We start from the raw sequence: 21463 nt of genomic DNA on the forward strand, positions 1-21463 counted from the left end.
CAATAAAAACAAGTCATTTGTGACTAATTTGTGAAAATAGGCTTATTACTAGCATTTCAACGATGATTAATAATAATGCGAAACCGGCTATTTTCACCATCATTTTAAGTAAACTTATTTCTTCGTGGCGAATATTACTCACTTGAGCAGCAAGAAGTACTCTTGACGGAGATGCCATCGTCACATGACCCGCACTCGCATTTTGACTGTATGCAACAAGCTCCGGTGACAGATTCAACAAATTGGCTGTTTGTACTTGAAGTTTAATAAACATCGCATTTGAACCGGTGTTACTACCGGTTAAAAATCCCCCAACGGCTCCGATCATTGGGGACAAAATAACGAAAGCACTCCCGAACTTGTTAGCACCCGTTTCAGCAAGCAAATTTGTCATTCCCGAATAAGCCATCACTTGCGCCATCGCAACAAACCCGAACATCGACACGTTAACAGGTACCCACTGTTTAATCGTTGCTATAAATGATTTTCGGATTAAAGATACATTAAGTTTAAACAATACAATGGCAAACAAACATGTTAACAATAAGAAAAATCCTGGTGAATATAAGATTGGAAGTTCAAACGCATACTTTTTTAGTTCAATGATCCCGTGCGTATTCAACCATTCTCTCACCATCGGAATTAATCGAGACAAAAACAGCATCGTTGTTAAAAGCAAATAAGGACTTAATGCTTTGAATAAACTGTCTTTTACATTCGTCTCTGATACAGCTACAACATCGTTTTTTTTCTGTTTTTTTTCAGCGAAGCGAACGAAAAGCATTTCAACTGAAAGTGCCGCGAGTGACGCAAACACACCGGCTAATTCAACACTAACAAATTGACTAAAAAACCAAATCGCACCTATAAGAGCAACAGAAACTGCTATGATTTCAAACCATTTTTTACGCAGTTCTTTCCAGCCGCCAACGATAAAAACGGTAATCATAGTAAAATAAAAAAAGACTGGAATACTCATAAGAGCCGTTCCTGCACCAAGAGAATGGATAGAGATTCCCGTTAGATTTGCTCCAATGACACTTCCCGTTGAAAGCGCACCCCACGGCACAGCAGTTAAACTAACGAGTGACAACACTGCTGCTTTGAAAAGTGGGAATCCAAGCGCAATTAAAATCGGGGCAATCACAATGACGGCAATTCCAAAACCAGTAACTGATTCAACGAGCGGTGAAAACGCGATGACGAGAATAAGGGCTTGTCTTGCTGGATCACTCGTTGATTCCGAAATATGCACCGCAATGGTTTGAATAAGACCAGCTTCATTCATTAAGTGGAATAACCAAATTCCGAATAAAAGAACGTATGCAACGATAACGGTAAGTAAAAATCCTTCTGCTGTTGCATCGAATAGTGACGTTAAATTTAACGAAAAGTAAGGTGTAAACATGGCAATAACTGCTGCAACGAAGAAAGAAATGATTCCTGCTGTAACGGATGATTGTTTGAGTACAAAGAGTAATAGAAAAATAACGACAATTGGCAAAAGCGCCAAGCTGATCTCCACATGAAGCACCTTCTTTGTCTATGTCTAAAGCTCGGAATCTTACATTCATTGTATAATGAGTTGTTTCTTAAGAAAAGTAAAACTTTCTTTGAAAATCAAGTCTTTATCATTGTCAAGTGTTGCTACGTGATAACTATTTTCTAATACAAGTTTTTTCTTTTCATTTGATGAAAGATGCTGGAATATGTAATCAGAATCTTTCGGGGGAACGACATGATCAACACGTGAAACACATATTAAAGCGGGGCAATGAATTTGCTCCAACTTGTTCATCGTTACTTTTTTTAATTTAAACAATTCATGCAATGATCGAACGGGTGTTTTTTCATACGCCAGCTCTTTTACGTTGTCTGCTTTAATATCAGAACCAATCCCGTCGATAAATCGCGGCTCTGTTAAACTCAAGATTTGCTCATACTGATCGATATTGATTGTTGCGTTTATCGGGATGATCGCTTTAATCTCAGGATATTTCTGAGCCATATATAGCGTCAATGTACCGCCCATAGACAAACCAGTCACAACGATCTGGTCGCAACGTTCCTTAAGCCAGTTGAAACCTTCCTCAACAGAAGCAACCCAATCTTCATACGTAGTCTGTTCCATCTCTTCATAATGGGTGCCATGTCCTTTCAATCTCGGACCACAAACCGTAAAGCCCGCTTTTGCATATTGATCGCCTAGATAACGCATACTTTGCGTTGTCCCGGTAAATCCATGTATGACGAGAACGCCAATTTGATTGCCTTCAAAATAAAAAGGTTCCGCTCCTTCTAAAACAGTATATTGTTTACTCATTTTCCTCCACCTTTCACTTTTGTCAAAATTATACCACAATTCCGGTAATCATTGTTATAATTTGTAAATATAAAAATCAACCAATGAATATGTTAAACTAGTAAAAATTGCTAAGAAGGGGATCCGATTAGGCTCTATCTTCCTTGCAACGGATCGCCTTCATGTTAATCGGTCAATTGTCGCACCCATTGGTATCGGCGATGCATTTGGTATGTCACCTACTAACATCGCGACATTTTTATTATGAGCTGTGCCGCTTTAGTACAAGTGATCTTCAGACACCGCTTATCGATTGTAGAAGGTCCTGCTAGTTTATGGTGGGGGACGTTCGTTGTCTACGCCTAGAAATAGTCACTTCTAGTGCGTTAACAGCTGAAAACGCACTTCGTTAGCTTGAGGCAACAATGTTATTGTGTGGGTTATTCTTTCTCGTGATCGGATTATTTCGGCTCGTTCAATCGGTTAAAAATTTTTCACACCACTCGTCACAGGAACAATTCTTATTTTACTCGTCGCCCAGTTAGGCAGCTCTTTTGTGGAAGGCATGCTTGGAGTTCGATACTTGTCGAATAAAGTGGAACTAACAATCTTAATTCTTTTCACGTGCACACAATACCTTTAATCGCAGTTATTTGATTTTGTTAAGCTTACTTATCGACTGGCTAATCTTTTCTGGCTTAGGATTAACGAAACCTTTTAAAAAACAAGAGAACAGTATTTCATTCCTTGAACCATTTGCTTTTGGTATGCCTGAATTTACATCTGGGGCTGTTGTTACCGCAGTTATATTAACACTGCTTCTCATAACGAATAGATCGCAAGCGTAAATGTCGTTGAACGAGTTATAAAAATGAAAAAATAAATGATAATCGCCCGAGTATCATTGCCGGTGTAAACCAAAGTATTAGTGGTATTTTTGCAGGTGTTGCGCCAGTTCCTTTATTAGCAACTGCTGGATTCTTACTAACAACGAAAACGAACGAAAAACTTCCGTTTATCATTACAAATGTCACCATTGTTGTAATTAGTTTTTTTCCTGCGGTCACATCCATTTTTGCTAACATCCCTTCACCTGTTGGCTATGCAGTCATGTTTATTACGATCGCTAGTCTTGCATCACTCGGCATCAAAGAATATGCTTCACTTCAATTAACAGAGCTACAGCTGTTTACTATTTCGCTTTCACTTATGATTGGAATTAGCAGTTTGTTCGTACCGTCTGAAGCAATGATTCATTTACCAAGTTCCATCATGCTACTTGCGAACAACGGTCTCATTCTCGGGGAACACTCGTCTGCATTTGTATCGAGCAAATGATTCAATTCGTTAACCGTAAAAGCAATCCGCTTTCAAAAAAAAAATAAAAAAAGTATAGTATGGTTAGAGTGAAAATAGAAACACCTCTACACGCTAGGAGGAAATTAGTATGATTAAGCTAAGCATCCTTGATCAATCACCTGTTCCAACGGGGTCAAATTCTAGAGAAGCAATCGAGTTTACAGTTAAACTAGCCCAAGAAGCTGAGAAATTAGGCTATACGAGATTTTGGGTTTCAGAACATCATGATACTCGTGCGTTAGCAGGGTCAACACCTGAAGTGCTAATCACTCATTTGGCAGCGAAAACGAAAACGATTCGCATTGGTTCTGGTGGCGTAATGCTTCCTCATTACAGTGCATACAAAGTTGCTGAAAACTTCCGTATGCTAGAAGCACTCTATCCGAATCGAATCGACCTTGGAATCGGTCGTGCCCCTGGCGGAATGCCGCGAGCAACGATGGCTCTTCAAGAAGGAAAATTACAACGTGCAGATTATGAACAACAAATTGATGACTTAACTGCATATCTTACAGACACCGTTCCGAAAGATCATCGTTTTCCGGGCTTAAAAGCAACACCACTTATCGACACAGTTCCAAACATATGGCTACTCGGTTCGACGAATGGAAGTGCGTCAATAGCAGCAAAAAAAGGAACTCCTTTTTCATTTGCCCATTTTATTAATGGGGACGGCGGTGAACAGAGTGTGCAACTGTACAAAAAGCATTTTCAACCGTCAATCTTATATGACGAGCCGAAAACAAGTGTCGCCATTTTTGTATTTTGTGCCGATACCGACGAAGAAGCTGATTTAATCGCATCAAGCTTAGACCTTTCATTGCTTTTTGCTGTGACAGGCCAACGTTCGCCCGGATTACCGACAATTGAAATGGCACAATCATACAACTATACACGATATGAGCGTAAATTTATTGAAGAAAACCGCAAACGAATGATCGTTGGCAGTCCAAAGACAGTGAAAGCTAGAATTGAACAACTCGCTAAAGCGTATGATACAGATGAAGTCATAGTCGTTACGAATGCCCATCAATATGAACATCGCATTCGCTCATTCGAACTGCTTGCACAAGCTTTTGAATTAGAAGAACGCTGAACGCTGACTAAGAGCGCCACATCGTGTGGCAACGTCTGCATGACCTACATCCTGTGGACCTAAAATAATAAAGGGAGTGAACAAAATGAACAAAAAATTTAATAAAGAAGAATTAAAAAAACGTCTTACACCGCTGCAATATGAGGTGACACAAAATGACGCAACGGAACCCCCATTTCGAAACGAATATTGGGACAATACACGTGAAGGAATTTACGTTGACATCGTATCGGGTGAACCACTTTTCTCATCACGAGACCAGTACGATGCTGGTTGTGGCTGGCCAAGCTTTACAAAGCCATTGAAAAAAGAAGAAATTTATGAAAAAGAAGATTTAAGTCATGGCATGCGCCGCATTGAAGTGAGAAGTGAAACCGCGGATTCGCATCTCGGTCACGTCTTTCCAGACGGTCCCCCTGACAAAGGAGGATTACGCTATTGTATCAATTCCGCTGCGTTAAAGTTTATCCCTAAAGAAGATTTAAAAAAAGAAGGATACGGAGAGTATCTAGACTTGTTTAAATAATAGAAAATTGTGTTTAATTTAACGTTCTTATACTTCTTCTACTAAGCACGTGCACATCGTGTAAAACACAAGATGTGTAACTGCCAGCCATTCCTACAGAGCGTTGGACCCTTTTACAGAAGTTAAGACATTTTGACGATTCTGGAACATCAAAACGAGCGTGCATGACAGGGGACTCAGTGCAAAGACAGATAAAGCCGCCAAAGCCTACTTGCCACAAGGGCGGCTTTTTAGACAGAAGTGTTACCCCTTAACAAACAAACAACGCGATCATGACGGTCAGTGATTCAAACACTGTCAACGACATGATTTCCCCCCCTCAAAAAAGTGGAAGTGTGTGCCACCCCCTTTTGAAACCTTAAAAAAGTTAGAACTGCTTCAACGCTACTTTAATCTCGTCTTCTCCTTGAATTAAATCAAACGAGCGGTTGAATGTATTTTTCAAATCTAAGCTTGCAAACACTGTTTTAGCGACATCTTCTCTTGTAACGGTTGCTCTCGGTAAGTTTTCTGCGATTGTTACTTTTTCAGTTCCCTTTTCGTTCGTAAGTCCGCCAGGCCGAATAATTGTATATGTTAAGTTACTATCCATTAAAACCTTGTCAGCATAATGCTTAGCGACGTAATAATGGCGAATTTTCTCATTCCAATTTTCCCGGTTGTGCGCTTGAAGAGCGCTTACCATAACATAACGATTGACGCCTGCTATATCCGCTGCTTCCATTGATTTTACTGCACCATCTAAGTCTACAAGCAATGTTTTATCAGCACCTGTATGTCCTCCAGAACCTGCAGTAAATACGATGGCGTCACAACCGTTTACGGCTTCAGCGATTTCAGCAACTGTACCTTCCAAATTCGCTACGACAGCATCAATCCCATTTTCCCGTAGGGCTTGTGCTTGTTCATCGCTTCGTACCATCGCACGGACGTCATGTTTTTCACTTTCACGTAAAAGCTGTACGAGTTGCTTTCCAATTTGTCCATTCGCTCCGATCACACATACTTTCAACGTTCTAACCTCCCCAAATTACGTTTTCTATCTCTTAGAATACACCAAATCCACTAAAAAGAATAACATCCTGTTCGTTCACTAACCAATAAAGAAGAATTTTTGATTTGAATATCTCAAGGTCATTAGGGATTACTAATTATAAAGTAACAAACGAGGTGTGACAATCATGCATCGAGCGTTTTCAGAAGTTCACCGACGTCCATTTCCACTGCCAATGTTACCATGGGTGATGACACAAGAGTGGAACCATCTATTGATGCTTCATTGGCCTGTTTCTCGCTTATTACTAGAACCATTTGTTCCAAAACCACTTACGGTTGATACGTATGAAAACAATGCTTGGATCAGTTTCATTCTATTTAAAGTGACGAATATGAGATTTCGAGGTTTGCCGAAGATCCCTTATCTCCATACATTTAACGAAATCAACATTCGCACATACGTCACATACAAAGGAAACCGTGGCGTATATTTTTTTAGTCTTAGCGTAAACAAATGGCTGAACGCGCTCGCACCATAGTTATTGCTGTTTCCTTACTACTATAAAAAAATCGCTCTTCAACAAGACGAAGTCTTTCATTTTTCATTAAAAGGTCAAAACGAAAAGTTTGATTGTTCTTATTCTTCAGCGTCAGATTTGTTCATAACTTCTCCCGGCAGTCCCGATTATTGGTTATTAGAGCGTTATTGCTTCTGGACCGTAAAAAGAAAATGGTTGTTTCGAGGCGACATTCATCACGAGCAATGGCGAGTAAACGAAGCAAAAGTATCAATTCGTGACAATTCACTCGCTCGCTTTTTGCCGCGCTCCATTTTTCAAGATAAACCAAGGACTCACTTTACAGAACGTAAACAAGTATTTATATGGCCTATTCAAATAGAACGCTAAAAGTTTTTACAGTCGAGAGAGTATATTTAACAAAACTTGAGCTAGCGCATAGACAAAATAAAATATGCAAAGATTCACATTATCGATGGGGCAAAGACATTTGATAATGAGTATCCAAAGCTTACGTACGATTGAGAATCGCGGTCCAACTTTCCTTAAAAATAATGATTTTATGAAAATACTTCCCATTTCAATCTACGTAATGTTCACGCTCGAGGTACAGATGCGGATGGCTATTTCAAAACATAAGTAAAGTCGGAGATGAGAGCGAAGGTGTTTCAAAGCAGTGATAATTTGCAACGAATAGACGACAAGTCTACTCCTTATAAAGTGAAAGGAGCTGTCCTAAAAGCCCGAAAATCGCCTGAATGGCTCCCTTTCCGCGAGCATTAACTCAGCCTCCGCCGTACAGTAAGTACAAGTGTCGGTGACGTTACAGGACGTAACGGTTGTCACCGACCTCGCTTCTCTGTGGGGGCTTTCGACGTACAGGATGTACTAGCGCAGACGTTGCCACAGAATGTGGCGTAGTTAGTCTGCGTTCCACAAATGCTATTCTCGCTGGAGTGTCGTCTTTTCTGACGATTTTCTAGAATTAAGTGGGGAAAAGTAAGATGTTTCTTTCGGCTTTTCAATTTTAGATACTTATTAGACAACCTCTTTGTCTTTCATTAGCTTGATCGAGATCACCTCATCAAGTTCCAATGAAACAGAAGAAGACCACGTTATGCCTCGTTTTTGTAAAAATTCCTCTGTCTGAGCGGAACATTTCGTAACGAGCGCACCATTTTCTCGTTCAATTTCACCTGGCACGGTTGCTGTTGGTAGATTACCTTCAATCCAATAACGTTTATACTGTTCTATCAATTCATCTTTTTCATATTTCCCTAGACTTTTACCATCATCCATAATGACAATATAGTCGGCAAGCTTACGAATATCTTCGACTTGGTGTGTAGCAAGTAAAATCGTTCGAGAATCCTCTTGTTCCAGCCAGTCAATGAGCAGGTCAATCATTAGCTTTTTAGCTGGAATATCAACGTGTGACGTCGGCTCATCAAGTATCAGTAACTGCGGATTTCTTGCGAGTGTGAGCGCAAATTTTAACTTTTGTTGGACACCTTGCGATAATTTTTCAAATTTCTTTTCAAACGGAATTTGAAATTGTTCTAACATGTACTGAAACCATCGTTCATCCCAGTTTGGATACCATCGTGCAATTAAATTTTTTAACTCTTTTCCTGTAAATGGCAATGACCCTGGATACGTTTGTGGCATATAAGCAACGTTTGTTTTCCAATCTTCTGTATCGTCAACTCGCTGCCCCAATAATGTCACTGTACCTTTGTCTTGCTTCACTAAATTCATTAATATTTTAAGCAACGTGCTTTTCCCTGCTCCATTGCTTCCAACTAAAGCTGTTACGAATCCACGTTTAAATTTTTACTTCTTGAGCCATTAAATATAATGGTGGTGCAGACACTAAAATAAGCAATAAACTAATGCTCAATGCTATTATTCCTTTTCTCAATTTAAGACACCTCATTTTATACGCAAAGGGACATCATCCTGTAGATATGACCACAGAGCCTTTTAATCAACTTCAATATCTTCAAAGCGGTACGATGAAACCGAAATCTATGTGAACGGAAATTTCAGAGTATAGTGAGTTTATGAATGAGGTCAAACCTTCAGCTGAAAACCAACTTTCTTGTATTATTTCATTTTACGATACAGATATACATTCACACTCACAGGAACCGAAAAGCATGATTTTAGAGAAAAAGCTCAAGTTCATATAATAATTCAAGGGGTTAATTATGCAGAACCAATTCATTTAGAGATAAGACCGAATTATTTAGATAACAAAGATTTTAAATGGAAGGTAATTTCTATAAATAAAGAGGGTTTGGTGAAAACTGACATATTCACAAGAGATACTCTTCATAGCCCTGCTTATCGAAAAGATTTAGTAACGAAGGAAACTGTTTCACCGTATACTTTAGGTTATAAATCAAACTCACTATCTTTCTATCCTTCTCTTTTTTATCCCATACTCTATCCTTTTGGTACGATGGGAATCGGAATGATATCTTTAATGATAGGAATTAAGATAAGAAAAAGAACTAGAAAATCCTTATAAAGATTTCTATGTGATTAAAATGAAATCGTATGAAAAGAACTTGATGAGTGCGTTCTAACGAACGCACCCGTAATTCTAATAATTTATTCGCCTATTTTACTAAACAAAAAGGAAAATAACAGTCCAATAATAAACATTGCTACACTAATAACAATGTTATTACCTCCAGGCATTCCTGGAAAAACAACAAAAATCGAGCCTAAAATTAACCCAATAATCATCGCATAGGTCATCGCAGGATAACGATCAAGGATGTAGCGAATCCCTTTGCTGCTTACAATAAAGCCAACAACGACACCAGATCCAATGACTGCGATAATAGGTAGATTAAGCGTTGATAACGCGTTAATTGCCGTCGTATGCACACCGAGAATTAACAAAATAAATGAGCCGCTTATCCCAGGCAACAACATCGCCATACTTGCCGCCCACCCAGAAAAAAAGAGACCCATCACCGTCGGTAAACTTAACATTGTAATCGGTACACTAGCAGTGTCAGGTTTAACAAAATCGAGAGATGCCAGTAAGACAGCAAAAATAAGCATCGTTATAAAATGGTTTAACCGGAAATTTCTCTTTATATCTGCTTGCTTCATAATAAATGGAATGACTCCGATAATTAATCCCATGAAAAAGAATTGCGTCGGTTCAAAATGGTTATCTAGCAAATAATCAATTAAAGAACTAAACAATAACAGTGCCGCCCCAATTCCGATCACGAGCGGAAACAAAAACCCGATATGTTTCTTCCAGTTTCGGCTAAAAAAGCCGCTAATCGCATGTAACAATCGATCGTAAATGCCGAGTAAAAATGCTACCGTTCCACCGCTGACACCGGGAATTAAATCGGTTATCCCCATTAATAATCCTCGATATAAATTTCTCCACTCCATGTCTACATTCCCCTTAACAACTATATGCCAAAATTATCATTTTATTATATCATGTTTGTCCATTGAATATGCCAAAAAATAAGTGCTAATCTGTTTTTATCATAACTAAATTCTAAAAACCTATACAGCATAACAACTTGTGGAAGCAACATGGAAAGAAGTAAATCGAATCCGTCAAGGTTTAAGAAGAACAACAAAAAGTGATCGAAGTCCTATCCGTCACAACAACAGAACAGGTAGCAAAATTTTATAGCATAAAACTAGATAGAGTTAATAAATAAAAAGCTTATCCAACATCATGTTACTCCTCTCCAACATAGTTTATATAAATCTCGTGACCTTCCACAATTTCTAAATCTTTAGGGACGCGTAAATAGAGTACTTCATTGCTCATCATATATGTCGGTTCAACATGAAATTGATCCACATTTCTATTAAACTGAGAAATAGGGAATTCCTTTTTAAATAATGCGAAGTTAAACTCCATGCTCTTCGGAGGAGTCAAAATGAGTGTCTCATTCGTCCACTTCAAATCGATTGGTTTCATATCTTTCATAATATCAATCCCTTGAACATTCGGTTTTGTCCGAAAATAAATCATTTCAATTTTATGATCGTTATCGATTTTTCTTTCAACAACGATTGAAACTCCATCGTCAACTTGACGGGCCATCTCAATCATTAACTGATCGAAAGAATAGTTTACTTCAATTTCTTCAAAAATATGAATCGGATCAATTTCTTCTAATCTTCCTTCATTAAGGGCTAGAAAGAACAGTTCCATTTCTTTTTCAGCATTTGCGATACTACTCTGTTCAATCAATGTCAGCTTTTTGCTTAAGCTAAGCTCATAAATGCTAAATGAAAAGAAAAGAATCAAGACGTATCCAATAATAATAAATTTCGTAAGTTTTTTGTTCATCCATTTTTTCGATACGTAATGCGCTCCTAGCCCAACCAAAATGATGAGAACTATTATGCCCATCACTATTTCACCTCCAATCGATTAGACAACACTATCGCACTTCCGAAGAAGAGTATTGTCGTTATAAGGATTTTAACTGTAAAAAGTGCAAGTGATGATTCTTCACCAAAAAACTCAATAACTTCGTTTCCGACATCATTCCGCATTTTTGCCCCTAAAATAAGCAAACCAACATATCCCGCCGGTAACAAAGCGATAAACATTTTGTTCACTTGGACGAGCGTACCGGTAACATAACCGAGTGCGATAAAAAGCAACACATACAGTGTCGTCGCTAGCCCTCCGGCTAATAGTTCTGACGTTGTTTCAATAAAATACTCTGTTTTGAACGGTGTAATTTCAACTTGGTAAAACATAATAACTCGCAAAACGTATCGAGACAGTAATGCAGTAATCCCCCCAAAAACACTCGCAACGAAAAGGAAAACTATATTAGAAAGGTTGCTACTCAATCGATTCGTTACAAATGTAAAATCATCTTTTCGATAAGCTTTTGTCGTAATGAGAATCGCTGTAATAAATGCCCATAACATCGTAAAGATAATGACAACATTCGCTGAATAGTAACTAATATATAGAAAAATATTATTTGTTCCACTTCCGTGCATTTCAAACCCATTAAATGAAAAAAGAATTGCAATAATTTGCAGTAGAATCAACGTCGTAAACACGCTAGAAAAAGCTTTAAGTTTAAATACTGTTTGCTGTTTAACAAGTTTAGTTAAATTCGTCGTTGCGAAAGACATCATCAATCCCTCCTTGATGTTTGTTTGTTAAATATATACATAGATCGCTAGGCGACACTTTAAACACCTTAAGCCCTTCAAGTCTTGCACAATACGCATCTGAATCAGTAACTTCTTGATTTTTCACAACTGCATACAATCGACCTGTTCCGAGCTGTTCTGTATGAATCAATTCTCGAGTTTTTATCCACTCTTTCACAAGTGACGTCTCTCCTTGGACCCCGATTGCCCATTCTTTCAACTCAGACATAGGCAGATGCAGTAATGCCTCTCCATCTTTTAACACCAAAACATCTTCAAGTAAATGTTCGATTTCATTTAAATAATGGCTCGAAATAATGATGCTACGTGGATGCACAAGGTAATCTTTTAGAAGAGCTCTGTAAACAGCAGCGCGTACCGCTGCATCCATACCTAACGTCGGCTCGTCAAAAATGGTTAATTCACATCGTGACGTCAATCCTACAATCATATTAAATGTACTTTTCATTCCTTTTGATAGGTTGTAATAATGATTTTTTGGATTTAAAGAAAAATAATCTAACAGTTTCTTAGCTAAGGAACCATCCCAATTTGCATAAAATTGACCCGCTTCCTCAAGGATTTCTTGTAAAGTTAACGAGATTGGAAAACTCATTTCATCACTAACGAATATGCTGTTTGCTGAAACAAATAAACTATTAAATGGTTCTTTTCCAAAAACTGTTATCTCGCCTGATGTTTTTCGATAAAAGCCAGCGATAATTTTCTGCAATGTTGTCTTTCCAGCACCATTTCGTCCGATAAGTCCTGTTATTTTTTTGTCTTCAATCGTAAATGATAAGTTGCGTAACGCCTGCATTTTTCCATATGATTTTGATAATCTATGACACTGAATGACAACCGTCATTTCACTTCCCCCTTTTTGCCATACCTCGCTTCGTGTATCATTCGTAGCAATTCTTCTTCGTCTACATTAAGCCGTTCGGCTTCAAGCACAAGCTCAAGCACCATATTTTTCAGCGTTTCATTTTTCCGTTTTTTCAAGATCATTTTTTTAGCTCCGTCTGCAACAAACATTCCAAGCCCTCGTTTTTTATATAAAACTTGTTCGTTAGCAAGCAGATTTAAACCCTTCGCAGCAGTAGCTGGATTAATATTAAACATTTCTGCAAGTTGGTATTGTGAGCACACTTTTTGATTCGCAGCAAACTTTCCGCTTAAAATCTCGTTTTCGATCCAATCTGCGATCTGTACATAAATCGGTTTCGTTCCATCTGTATGTATGATCAAAAATACCTCCCTCTAGTACATCACTGTTGTAATGTACTATACACCATTTGAAACAGCATTACAACTAAAAAATGAATGTCTTGGAAAAGAACTAAGTCTGTACCCGTACAATTGCTGTTTTCAATATCATTTTCTCTACAATAAACATGAGCATAATAGTTCGAAATAGAAAGCAGAGATTAATATTTCATGAGTCAAGTTTTTTATTAGAAACAGAATTTAAACATGAGTGGCTTGATTATAATGGTCGTATGAATGAGCGGAATATCCCCTTGTCTTTAGCGTCAGTATCGATTGTGAAATACGACTTATCGGAATTGATGAAGTGTGTCGGGAAAAGGAGCACTATACGATATATACGTTCAAAACACATCTCTGTTATTTGTTCGAAGCAATGGAAGGCACCGCATTACCGCATTGCGCCTCACATTTCAATTACTCGACTTTGAAAAAACGTTTGCACATATTTGACGTTATGGAAGCATTGCAACGAATGAGCAAATGCATTGAACAAAGTGTTCAGCGCCATTATTTCCTCCTATCATGTATCGTAAGGTCAAGTATGATTGCATTGCAGAAGAAGATAGAAATGCCCTAATGAAGCAGGGCGCTTCATTGTAAACAAAAAAAGCTTATTCCCGCGATATGTACTTGCAGGAATAAGCTTTTTTTTGGCCAAGTTATTTTAAATCGATCATTACTTCGTGATCTTCCGTGAAATCCATGTCATCCCATGAAAAAATGTGAAGAAGCATTTCAATATTTTCTTCCATCGGTGGAAGTTCTCCATCTTCTTCATAGTTTTGAACGGTCAATGTAGCGACGGCTTTTTTTCCAGAAGCCACTTCCTGGCTCATTGTAATCATTCCTTCATCGATCATTTTGCCATCTGCTAATACTTCTCTAGCTTGGACTTCAATTGTATCTTCACGTTTGTTTTCCACTTCAAACGTTATTTCTACAGAGTCACCGAAAATGTCATCTGTTTTTCTTTCGACATGAATCAGTGTTGTTTCACATTGTCATTATCAACAATTTTTTGATTAAATTCTTGTTTGTTTTTAGCCGCTTGTTCGTTTTCTTTCCCTGCGTTGTCCCCACCTTGAGTATCTGTATCGCCACCACATGCAGCTAACGCTCCGATTAAAAACATAAACATGAATGGTGTCATTATTTTTTTCACGTTAATTCCTTCCTAACACTCAAAATATAATCGGATGGTGTTAGACGTTATCTGTCGATTTGCGACATCGTTCGTTAGTGTATGTTTTCGGGTAAAAACGATGCATCTGCTTTTAACTCTCTTAATCATTTGCACGTTCTAGCTCATCAAGGATTGTCTTAAGTCCATTGCTCGGGGCATTTGTCCTCATCGTATCAATGTACTTTTGTTTGTTTCGATTTAGTTCATCAATGCTTTGCAAAAACGATGCATTCGTCAGTTCTTCTTCTTCAAGAACCGTAGCAAACCCTTGCTTTTCAAACGAATTTGCATTTAAAATTTGATCTCCACGACTTGCTGCTTTTGATAACGGGATAAGCAACATCGGCTTTTTTAATTCTAGCCATTCAAAAATCGAATTCGAGCCTGCTCTTGATACAACTAAATCAGTCGCAGCAGCAATATCCGGAAGCTCCCTGCTAATGTATTCAAATTGCTTGTACCCACATTTATTCATCAGTGTTTCGTCAAAGTTTCCTTTACCGCAAAGGTGTACGATTTGATAGTTTTTCAGCAATGTGTCTAAATTTTCACGAATAATCGTATTGAGCTTAACGGAGCCAAGACTACCTCCCATAATCGTAATCACTGGCTTAGTTTCAGTGAAATTAAGATACGTTAAGCCTCGCTTTCGGCTGCCATTTAACAACTCTTCACGAATTGGTGAACCGGTTACCACCACTTTTTCTTTCGGTAAATAAGCTTTCGCTTCTTCAAATGTCACAAACATTTTTGTTGCAAATCTCACTGCAATTTTGTTTGCAAGTCCAGGCGAGTAATCTGATTCATGAATAAACACAGGAATTTTGTTTAACTTCCCCGCAATCACAACAGGAACGGATACGAAACCACCTTTCGAAAAAATAACATCTGGCTTTAATTTTTTTAAAATTAAATAAGCATCCGCGATTCCTTTTAACACTTTAAACGGATCTTGAAAATTTTTTATATCGAAATACCGGCGAAGTTTTCCACTTGAAATTGGGTAATAGGGAATGTTCGCTTCCTCAATTAAAACTTTTTCTATGCCAGCTTTTGAACCGATATAATGGATATCCCAATTCATCTCTTTTAATTTTGGAATGAGCGCCAAGTTCGGCGTGACGTGTCCCGCTGTTCCGCCTCCAGTTAACACGATTTTCTTCATTTTAGATCTCCTTCAAAACACAGTAATAAACATTGCTCAATTTTAACATTTTATCATGTTCACACTCATTCGTCATTCGCAAAAATCGCACAGATTCTGCAAACTTTCATAAATTACGGTAAGAAGGTTTTAGATTGGAGATTATGCAATGGCTTTACAACCAAAATATTTTCGGAAAAACTATTACCGAATTTTAAGTTTTGACGGTGGCGGTGTTCGTGGGGTTTTACCTGCCATTTTGTTGTCACGAATGGCCAAGCAATGTCCAAAAATGATTGAAAACACGAATTTATTTGTCGGTACATCAGTTGGTTCATTTATCGCGCTAGCACTCGCTAGCGGGATGAAAACAGATGAAATCGTTACATTGTTTTCATATGAAAACATTAAAAAAATTTTCTGCAGACCGAGAACAACGTACTTTTTTAGACCTAAATATAACAATTTAAAATTAAAAAAACTTTTATGCGAAACTTTTTCACCGACGCTGCGTTTAAAAGATTTACCTTACCGTGTCGTCATTCCAGCGTTTCGCTTGTACTCAAAAGAAACAAAAATGTGGGAACCTGTCTTTTTCAATAATTTTCCTTCATCTGAAACTGCTGAGAAGCTTGTCGTTGACGTTGCACTTGCAAGTAGTGCTGCTCCGATATATTTTCCTTCACACAAACGATACATTGATGGTGGTGTCGTTGCGAATAATCCAGACATGGTAGCAATTAGTTTTGCTCTTGGCGAACATGCTGCACATGCAAACTTAAACGATGTTGTACACATGTCTTTTGGCACTGGCTGGAATCCGTTAAAAGTGAAACAAAACACGAATAAATGGGGCCTTATGCAATGGATGTACTCTCTTCTCCCTGGACATACGAATCCAAAGTTACCTCTCTTTAGCGTGTTAACAGATGGAGATGTCGCATCCGAAATGTATGTAGCTAGACATTTACTGCATGAACGCTATTTACGTGTCAGTCCTGAGTTAGATGACCGAATCCATTTAGACGATTATACGAAAGTTCCCACATTAATTAAAATCGCTAACGAATTTGATATTTTTCCAGCACTTGCCTTCGCACATTCGTATTGGAACGATGAAAAAATTAACTTCCGAGCGATAAAAGAACGCAAATAAAAAGCTTGTAGAGAATTTCAACTCTACAAGCTAATCCTTAAATATTTTACCCGGATTTAAAATATTCTTCGGATCAAATGTGTTTTTAATTGCTTTCATTATTGGGAGAGCACTTTCATGCTCTTGTTTTAAATATTGTTTTTTTCCAAGTCCAATGCCATGCTCTCCTGTACATGTACCGCCTTTTGAAAGAGCATATTTGATAATTTGTTCATTTACAGCTTCAACACGCATAATATCTTTCGGATCAGATTGATCAACTGGTAAAGCAGCATGATAATTTCCATCTCCAACATGACCAAAGATCGCAGCTTCCATATGATGTTTCTTAATGATGCGCCTCGTTTCTACGAGCGCATCTGTCAAATGTGAAATCGGAACACAGACATCAGCAGACATGAGACCTTTATTTGGATAGCGTGCAATGATCGCAAATGCTGCGTGGTGCCTTGCTTCCCAGAGTTTCGCTTTTTCAACCGAATCCGTCTCAAACTGAAAAGATAGGCACTGTTCACTCGCAATGACATCTTTTGCAATGGCAACTGATTCTTGGACCGCTGCTTTACTACCGCTAAATTCAAGAAACAATGTTGGGGCAACTGGGTAATCCATATTTTTATAATCATTGATTGCTGCGATTGTCTCTTCATCAACAAGCTCAACTTTTCCTAGGGACACTCCAGATTTTAAAAGATCAACTGCTGTTTGACCTGCCGCCTCGATCGAAGTAAAAATCGCTTTCCCAGCGATATTTGTTTCAGGAATACTAGCGAGCTTCACTGTCACTTCCGTAAATACACCTAGTGTTCCTTCCGAACCAACAAACAAACTTGTTAATCCATAACCTGCAGACGACTTTACTACTTTCCCACCTGTATTCATGATATTCCCATTTGCTTGCACGACTTCAAGTCCGAGTACATAATCGCGCATCACACCATACCGAACCGCGTTTGTTCCGCTGGCATTTGTTGCTACCATTCCTCCAATTGTCGCATCAGCCCCTGGATCAACTGGAAAAAACAAGCCGTGTTTTTTCAGTTCATTATTCAGTTGATTCCTCGTTACACCCGGCTCAACTACAGCAAGAAAATTATCAGGTTCAATAGAAATCATTCGATTCATCATTGAAAAGTCTAAACTAATTCCACCATATGTCGGAATAATTTGACCTTCAAGACTACTGCCAACGCCAAACGGAACGACAGAAATTTTACGCTCGTTTGCATACTGCACAATCTTGCAAACTTCTTCTCTCGATACAGGATAAACGACAACATCAGGCATTGATGGTGCATAATAAGATAGGCCCTTACTATGTTGCTCCCGAATCGTCTCATTCATCGTCACTCTATTTTCATCTGTGACGAGCGTTTTCAGTTCATCAAGTAACACCTCGGAGCACTCCTTCTCTTTAATATTGCATGACGTGTTCAATTGCAGCGATCAACCTTGGTGCTGTAGGTAACCAATCGTCTTCAATCATTGGAACTGGATAAGGGGTATCATAACCTGTCACTCGCATAATTGGTGCAGCAAGCGAAAACAAACCATATTCACTAACAAGTGCAGCAATCTCACCACCAACACCAGCACTTTTTACCGCTTCATGAGCGACAATTAAACGGCTTGTTTTCTCAACAGATGCAATAATCGTATCGATATCGATCGGTTGTACCGTACGTAAATCAATCACTTCAACAGATATGCCTTTTTTCTCTGCTTCTTCCGCTACTAGTTTAGCGAGCAGTACCGGAGGGCCCCATGCCACGATCGTGACATCCACTCCTTCTTTCACGACATTTGCTTTTCCAATTGGAACTTCGTATACTTCCTCAGGGACTTCCATTTTAAATGCTCGATATAGTTTCATCGGTTCCAAAAATAAAACAGGGTCTTCTTCACGGATCGCTGATATAAGCAAACCTTTTGCATCGTAAGGATTTGAAGGCATGACGACTTTCAAACCGGGAGTATGCACGAACAGGGCTTCCAAACTATCAGAATGAAGTTCAGGTGTTTTCACACCCCCACCGTACGGGCTTCGTATGACAATCGGGGCTGTAAATCTACCAGCCGAACGAAAACGTAAACGAGCGGCTTGGGCAGCAATCTGATCCATCGTTTCATAAACGAAGCCGAGAAATTGAATTTCTGCAATCGGACGCAAACCATTGACTGCCATTCCAATCGAAGTCCCGATAATTGCCGATTCAGCAAGCGGAGTATCCATCACACGATTCGCCCCAAATTGAGCTTGCAGCCCATCGGTTGCTCGGAACACGCCACCATTTTTTCCAACGTCTTCTCCGAGAACGATAATTCGCTCGTCGTTCTCCATTTCTAATCGCATCGCTTCCGTAATCGCTTCAACCATCGTTAATTGTGCCATATTAATTTCCCCCTTTTGCAGCAAGCATACGCTGAACTTCCTGTTTTTGTTCGATGAGTAGCTTATGGGGCTTATCATAGACATAATCAAACGCTTCGTCAGTCGTTGATGGTTTAAATGCTTCGGCTTCTTCGACAGCTTGTTCAATTTCCTCATTAAAACGTTCTCTTAATTGTTCAAGTTTCACTTCCGTCATTAAACCTTTTTCCTGTAAAAACGTATGAAAGCGTCTAAGTGGATCATTGTTTTCTACCCAATCTTTCACTTCTTTCACATCGCGATATTTTGTCGGGTCGTCTGCTGTTGTATGTGGACCTTGTCGATACGTAACAGCTTCAATTAACATTGGACCTTCTCCATTACGTGCGCGCTTAACGGCTTCTTGCATCACATTGTAGACAGCAAGTATGTCATTTCCATCTACTTGAACACCTTTCATTCCATAAGCGACTGCCTTTTGAGCAATCGTTTGACTTGCCGTTTGCAAATGGAGCGGAACGCTAATCGCCCAATGGTTATTTTGACAGAAAAAAATAACAGGTGCTTTATTCACAGCAGCAATGTTCAACGCTTCATGAAAGTCCCCTTGCGATGTCGCACCATCACCAAAGTAAGAGACCGAAATGTCATCTTCGCCTTTTAGCTTTGCTGCCATGGCACATCCAGCAGCGTGAAGCGTTTGTCCTGCAATAATGATTTGTACTGGAAAAATGTTTAAACCTTCCGGTGTATGCCCTCCTTGTAAATGACCTTTCATATATAAAATCGCTTGCTTCATCGGATAGCCATGCACCATGCAAGCTGCCATCTCTCGATAACTTGGGAAAATCCAATCGTGTTTTCGAAGAGCATAGGCACTTCCGATTTGCGCTGCTTCTTGTCCGCTAAATGGCGCATACGTACCAATACGGCCTTGTCTTTGCATTCGGAGCATTTTTTCATCAAACAAGCGCATTTTTACCATCCATTCATACATATCGACGAGTTGTTCATCTGTTAAGTTTGGGAGTTCGGCAGTTTCTTTTACTGTTCCATCTTCCGTAAGCAATTGAACGAACTCATGTTTTAAATCGTTTTCATCATACATCGTTGAACCCTCCTTTATTTCACATCAAGCATTAGCAATTCTGGATTTTCAAGTACTTTTGCAATCGATTCCATAAAACGACCTGACGGTTCACCATCGATGACACGATGGTCAAACGTAATGGATACACCCATCATGTCACGAATAACAATTTCGTCATCAACAACAACGGGACGTCTTTTTATGGCATGAACACCGAAGATGGCGACTTCTGGATAATTAATAATCGGCGTCGCAAACCAGCCGCCTCTCATCCCTGTACTCGTTATCGTAAAAGTTCCGTCTTGCATATCGGATAACGTGAGTTTCTGTTCGTGAGCTTTACGAGATAACTCTTCAAGTTCCACTGCAATCTCAACAATGGACTTTTGATCAGCATGTTTAATGACAGGCACGACTAACCCTTGCTTCGTAGCTATCGCAATTCCGATGTTATATCTCTTTTTCAATATAATTTCATTGTTCTCTTCATTAAGTGTTGCGTTAAAATATGGATGTTCTTTTAACGCTTTTGTAACCGCTTTAATTATAAACGGTAAATACGTAAGCTTAATGTTTGAATCTAGCTGTTCAAGCAACTGCTTTCGTAAAAGAACAAGTTTTGTCACATCAAATTCATCAAGTCCTGATACGTGAGGGGCCGTATATTTTGATTGCACCATTTTTTCAGCAATGCGTTTACGCAAACCTTTTAACGGAATTCGTTCATCTTCTTTTGAAGTAAACGCTTCCAAATGACTGCCAATTGAAAGACCTAAGGTTTCTTTTTTATCTTTTTCACGAATAAATTCTTCAAGATCTTCAATCGTGATTCTACCGCCTTTTGCTGAACCTAATATTTTTGTAATGTCGATGCCGAGTTCACGGGCACGTTTACGAACGACAGGTGCTGCGATCACTCGTTTTGGACTTCTTTTTTCATTGTTCAGTTGTGTTTGCTCCGATTTTTTTGTATGTACGTTCTGACTGAAATTTGTTTCTCGTTCAAGCGTAATCAACATCTCACCAACTTTTACGACGTCCCCTTCTTCGCCAGCTAATGCTATAATTTTTCCAGCGACAGGCGTTGTCATTTCAACGACAGCCTTATCGGTTTGAATTTCTGCTATTAACTCATCTTGTTTCACTTTATCGCCTACCGAAACAAACCACTTTATGATTTCTGCTTCGTGTAAACCTTCACCAATGTCTGGTAACTTAAATTCATAAGACATCGTTCCCCCTCCTTTTTCATTTTAATTTTATCATATTTTC

20 protein-coding genes and 3 pseudogenes are annotated in these 21463 nt (G+C 38.8%); 7 read left to right on the top strand and 16 right to left on the bottom strand.

The genetic code is table 11. The features are described from left to right. Nucleotides 1–13 precede the first annotated feature (13 nt). Both ABU914_RS04485 and ABU914_RS04490 read right to left on the bottom strand, forming a co-directional pair. Complete coding sequence (locus ABU914_RS04485; RefSeq protein ID WP_379668557.1) at nt 14–1525, bottom strand: L-lactate permease; 1512 nt, start codon at nt 1523–1525, stop codon at nt 14–16. Nucleotides 1526–1570: 45 nt separating this feature from the next. After that, the gene (locus ABU914_RS04490; RefSeq protein WP_379668558.1) at nt 1571–2323 is read right to left on the bottom strand and encodes an alpha/beta hydrolase; all 753 of its coding nucleotides are present in this window, start codon (nt 2321–2323) and stop codon (nt 1571–1573) included. A gap of 240 nt (nt 2324–2563) precedes the next feature. Here ABU914_RS04490 and ABU914_RS04495 point away from each other — a divergent pair, with 240 nt between their 5' ends. The 5 genes and pseudogenes from ABU914_RS04495 (at nt 2564) to msrB (ending at nt 5283) form a co-directional block, all read left to right on the top strand. Continuing rightward, on the top strand, nt 2564–2668 hold the full coding sequence (locus tag ABU914_RS04495; RefSeq protein WP_379668604.1) for a hypothetical protein: 105 nt from the start codon (nt 2564–2566) through the stop codon (nt 2666–2668). A 263-nt stretch (nt 2669–2931) separates the two neighbouring features. Next, nucleotides 2932–3150 (top strand): annotated as a pseudogene (locus ABU914_RS04500) (purine/pyrimidine permease); the annotation flags it as partial. Between the two features lie 85 nt (nt 3151–3235). Next, complete coding sequence (locus ABU914_RS04505; protein WP_379668605.1) at nt 3236–3640, top strand: purine/pyrimidine permease; 405 nt, start codon at nt 3236–3238, stop codon at nt 3638–3640. A 109-nt stretch (nt 3641–3749) separates the two neighbouring features. Further along, a complete protein-coding gene (locus ABU914_RS04510) occupies nt 3750–4757 on the top strand; it encodes an LLM class flavin-dependent oxidoreductase (protein ID WP_379668559.1) in 1008 nt (335 codons plus the stop codon). 85 nt (nt 4758–4842) lie between these two features. Further along, the gene (gene msrB / locus ABU914_RS04515) at nt 4843–5283 is read left to right on the top strand and encodes a peptide-methionine (R)-S-oxide reductase MsrB (RefSeq protein ID WP_379668560.1); all 441 of its coding nucleotides are present in this window, start codon (nt 4843–4845) and stop codon (nt 5281–5283) included. Nucleotides 5284–5650: 367 nt separating this feature from the next. Here the strand turns inward: msrB and ABU914_RS04520 are convergent, their stop codons facing one another. Continuing rightward, the gene (locus ABU914_RS04520) at nt 5651–6295 is read right to left on the bottom strand and encodes an SDR family oxidoreductase (protein ID WP_379668561.1); all 645 of its coding nucleotides are present in this window, start codon (nt 6293–6295) and stop codon (nt 5651–5653) included. A 232-nt stretch (nt 6296–6527) separates the two neighbouring features. Here ABU914_RS04520 and ABU914_RS04525 point away from each other — a divergent pair. Then, nucleotides 6528–7187, top strand: a pseudogene (locus tag ABU914_RS04525) (YqjF family protein). A 648-nt stretch (nt 7188–7835) separates the two neighbouring features. Here the strand turns inward: ABU914_RS04525 and ABU914_RS04530 are convergent. The 9 genes and pseudogenes from ABU914_RS04530 to ABU914_RS04570 all read right to left on the bottom strand — a co-directional run. Continuing rightward, nucleotides 7836–8615: pseudogene (locus ABU914_RS04530) on the bottom strand (ATP-binding cassette domain-containing protein); the annotation flags it as partial. Between the two features lie 798 nt (nt 8616–9413). Next, nucleotides 9414–10223: a DUF368 domain-containing protein gene (locus ABU914_RS04535; RefSeq protein ID WP_379668562.1), complete on the bottom strand. Its 810-nt coding sequence runs from the start codon at nt 10221–10223 to the stop codon at nt 9414–9416. A gap of 301 nt (nt 10224–10524) precedes the next feature. Further along, on the bottom strand, nt 10525–11211 hold the full coding sequence (locus tag ABU914_RS04540) for a hypothetical protein (RefSeq protein WP_379668563.1): 687 nt from the start codon (nt 11209–11211) through the stop codon (nt 10525–10527). Beyond that, nucleotides 11211–11954 carry a hypothetical protein gene (locus ABU914_RS04545; protein WP_379668564.1) on the bottom strand — a complete coding sequence of 248 codons (744 nt, stop codon included), beginning with the start codon at nt 11952–11954 and terminating at the stop codon, nt 11211–11213. The genes ABU914_RS04540 and ABU914_RS04545 overlap by 1 nt, the downstream gene beginning before the upstream one ends. Further along, entirely contained in the window at nt 11926–12843 is a 918-nt protein-coding gene (locus tag ABU914_RS04550; RefSeq protein WP_379668565.1) for an ATP-binding cassette domain-containing protein, read from the bottom strand. Before ABU914_RS04550 ends, ABU914_RS04545 begins: the two co-directional genes overlap by 29 nt. Continuing rightward, on the bottom strand, nt 12840–13226 hold the full coding sequence (locus ABU914_RS04555; protein WP_379668566.1) for a GntR family transcriptional regulator: 387 nt from the start codon (nt 13224–13226) through the stop codon (nt 12840–12842). The genes ABU914_RS04550 and ABU914_RS04555 overlap by 4 nt, the downstream gene beginning before the upstream one ends. Nucleotides 13227–13906: 680 nt before the next feature. Next, nucleotides 13907–14170 (bottom strand): hypothetical protein, encoded by a 264-nt coding sequence (locus tag ABU914_RS04560; protein ID WP_379668567.1) that lies wholly within the window; start codon nt 14168–14170, stop codon nt 13907–13909. Nucleotides 14171–14229: 59 nt separating this feature from the next. After that, nucleotides 14230–14409, bottom strand: coding sequence for a lipoprotein (locus tag ABU914_RS04565; RefSeq protein ID WP_379668568.1), 180 nt, complete (start codon nt 14407–14409; stop codon nt 14230–14232). A 121-nt stretch (nt 14410–14530) separates the two neighbouring features. Further along, nucleotides 14531–15595 carry an undecaprenyldiphospho-muramoylpentapeptide beta-N-acetylglucosaminyltransferase gene (locus ABU914_RS04570; protein WP_379668569.1) on the bottom strand — a complete coding sequence of 355 codons (1065 nt, stop codon included), beginning with the start codon at nt 15593–15595 and terminating at the stop codon, nt 14531–14533. A gap of 148 nt (nt 15596–15743) precedes the next feature. Here ABU914_RS04570 and ABU914_RS04575 point away from each other — a divergent pair, with 148 nt between their 5' ends. Beyond that, nucleotides 15744–16730 (top strand): patatin-like phospholipase family protein, encoded by a 987-nt coding sequence (locus ABU914_RS04575; RefSeq protein ID WP_379668570.1) that lies wholly within the window; start codon nt 15744–15746, stop codon nt 16728–16730. A gap of 30 nt (nt 16731–16760) precedes the next feature. Here the strand turns inward: ABU914_RS04575 and ABU914_RS04580 are convergent, their stop codons facing one another. The 4 genes from ABU914_RS04580 to ABU914_RS04595 all read right to left on the bottom strand — a co-directional run bounded on the left by ABU914_RS04580 (nt 16761) and on the right by ABU914_RS04595 (nt 21423). Next, nucleotides 16761–18074: an FAD-binding oxidoreductase gene (locus ABU914_RS04580; RefSeq protein ID WP_379668606.1), complete on the bottom strand. Its 1314-nt coding sequence runs from the start codon at nt 18072–18074 to the stop codon at nt 16761–16763. 70 nt (nt 18075–18144) lie between these two features. Beyond that, entirely contained in the window at nt 18145–19122 is a 978-nt protein-coding gene (locus tag ABU914_RS04585; RefSeq protein ID WP_379668571.1) for an alpha-ketoacid dehydrogenase subunit beta, read from the bottom strand. Nucleotide 19123: 1 nt separating this feature from the next. After that, nucleotides 19124–20209 carry a pyruvate dehydrogenase (acetyl-transferring) E1 component subunit alpha gene (gene pdhA / locus ABU914_RS04590; protein WP_379668572.1) on the bottom strand — a complete coding sequence of 362 codons (1086 nt, stop codon included), beginning with the start codon at nt 20207–20209 and terminating at the stop codon, nt 19124–19126. 14 nt (nt 20210–20223) lie between these two features. Continuing rightward, entirely contained in the window at nt 20224–21423 is a 1200-nt protein-coding gene (locus ABU914_RS04595; protein WP_379668573.1) for a dihydrolipoamide acetyltransferase family protein, read from the bottom strand. Between the last annotated feature and the right edge of the window lie 40 nt (nt 21424–21463).

It is taken from the genome of Pueribacillus sp. YX66 (assembly GCF_041725775.1).
In the GTDB taxonomy this organism is placed as follows: domain Bacteria; phylum Bacillota; class Bacilli; order Bacillales; family UBA6769; genus Pueribacillus.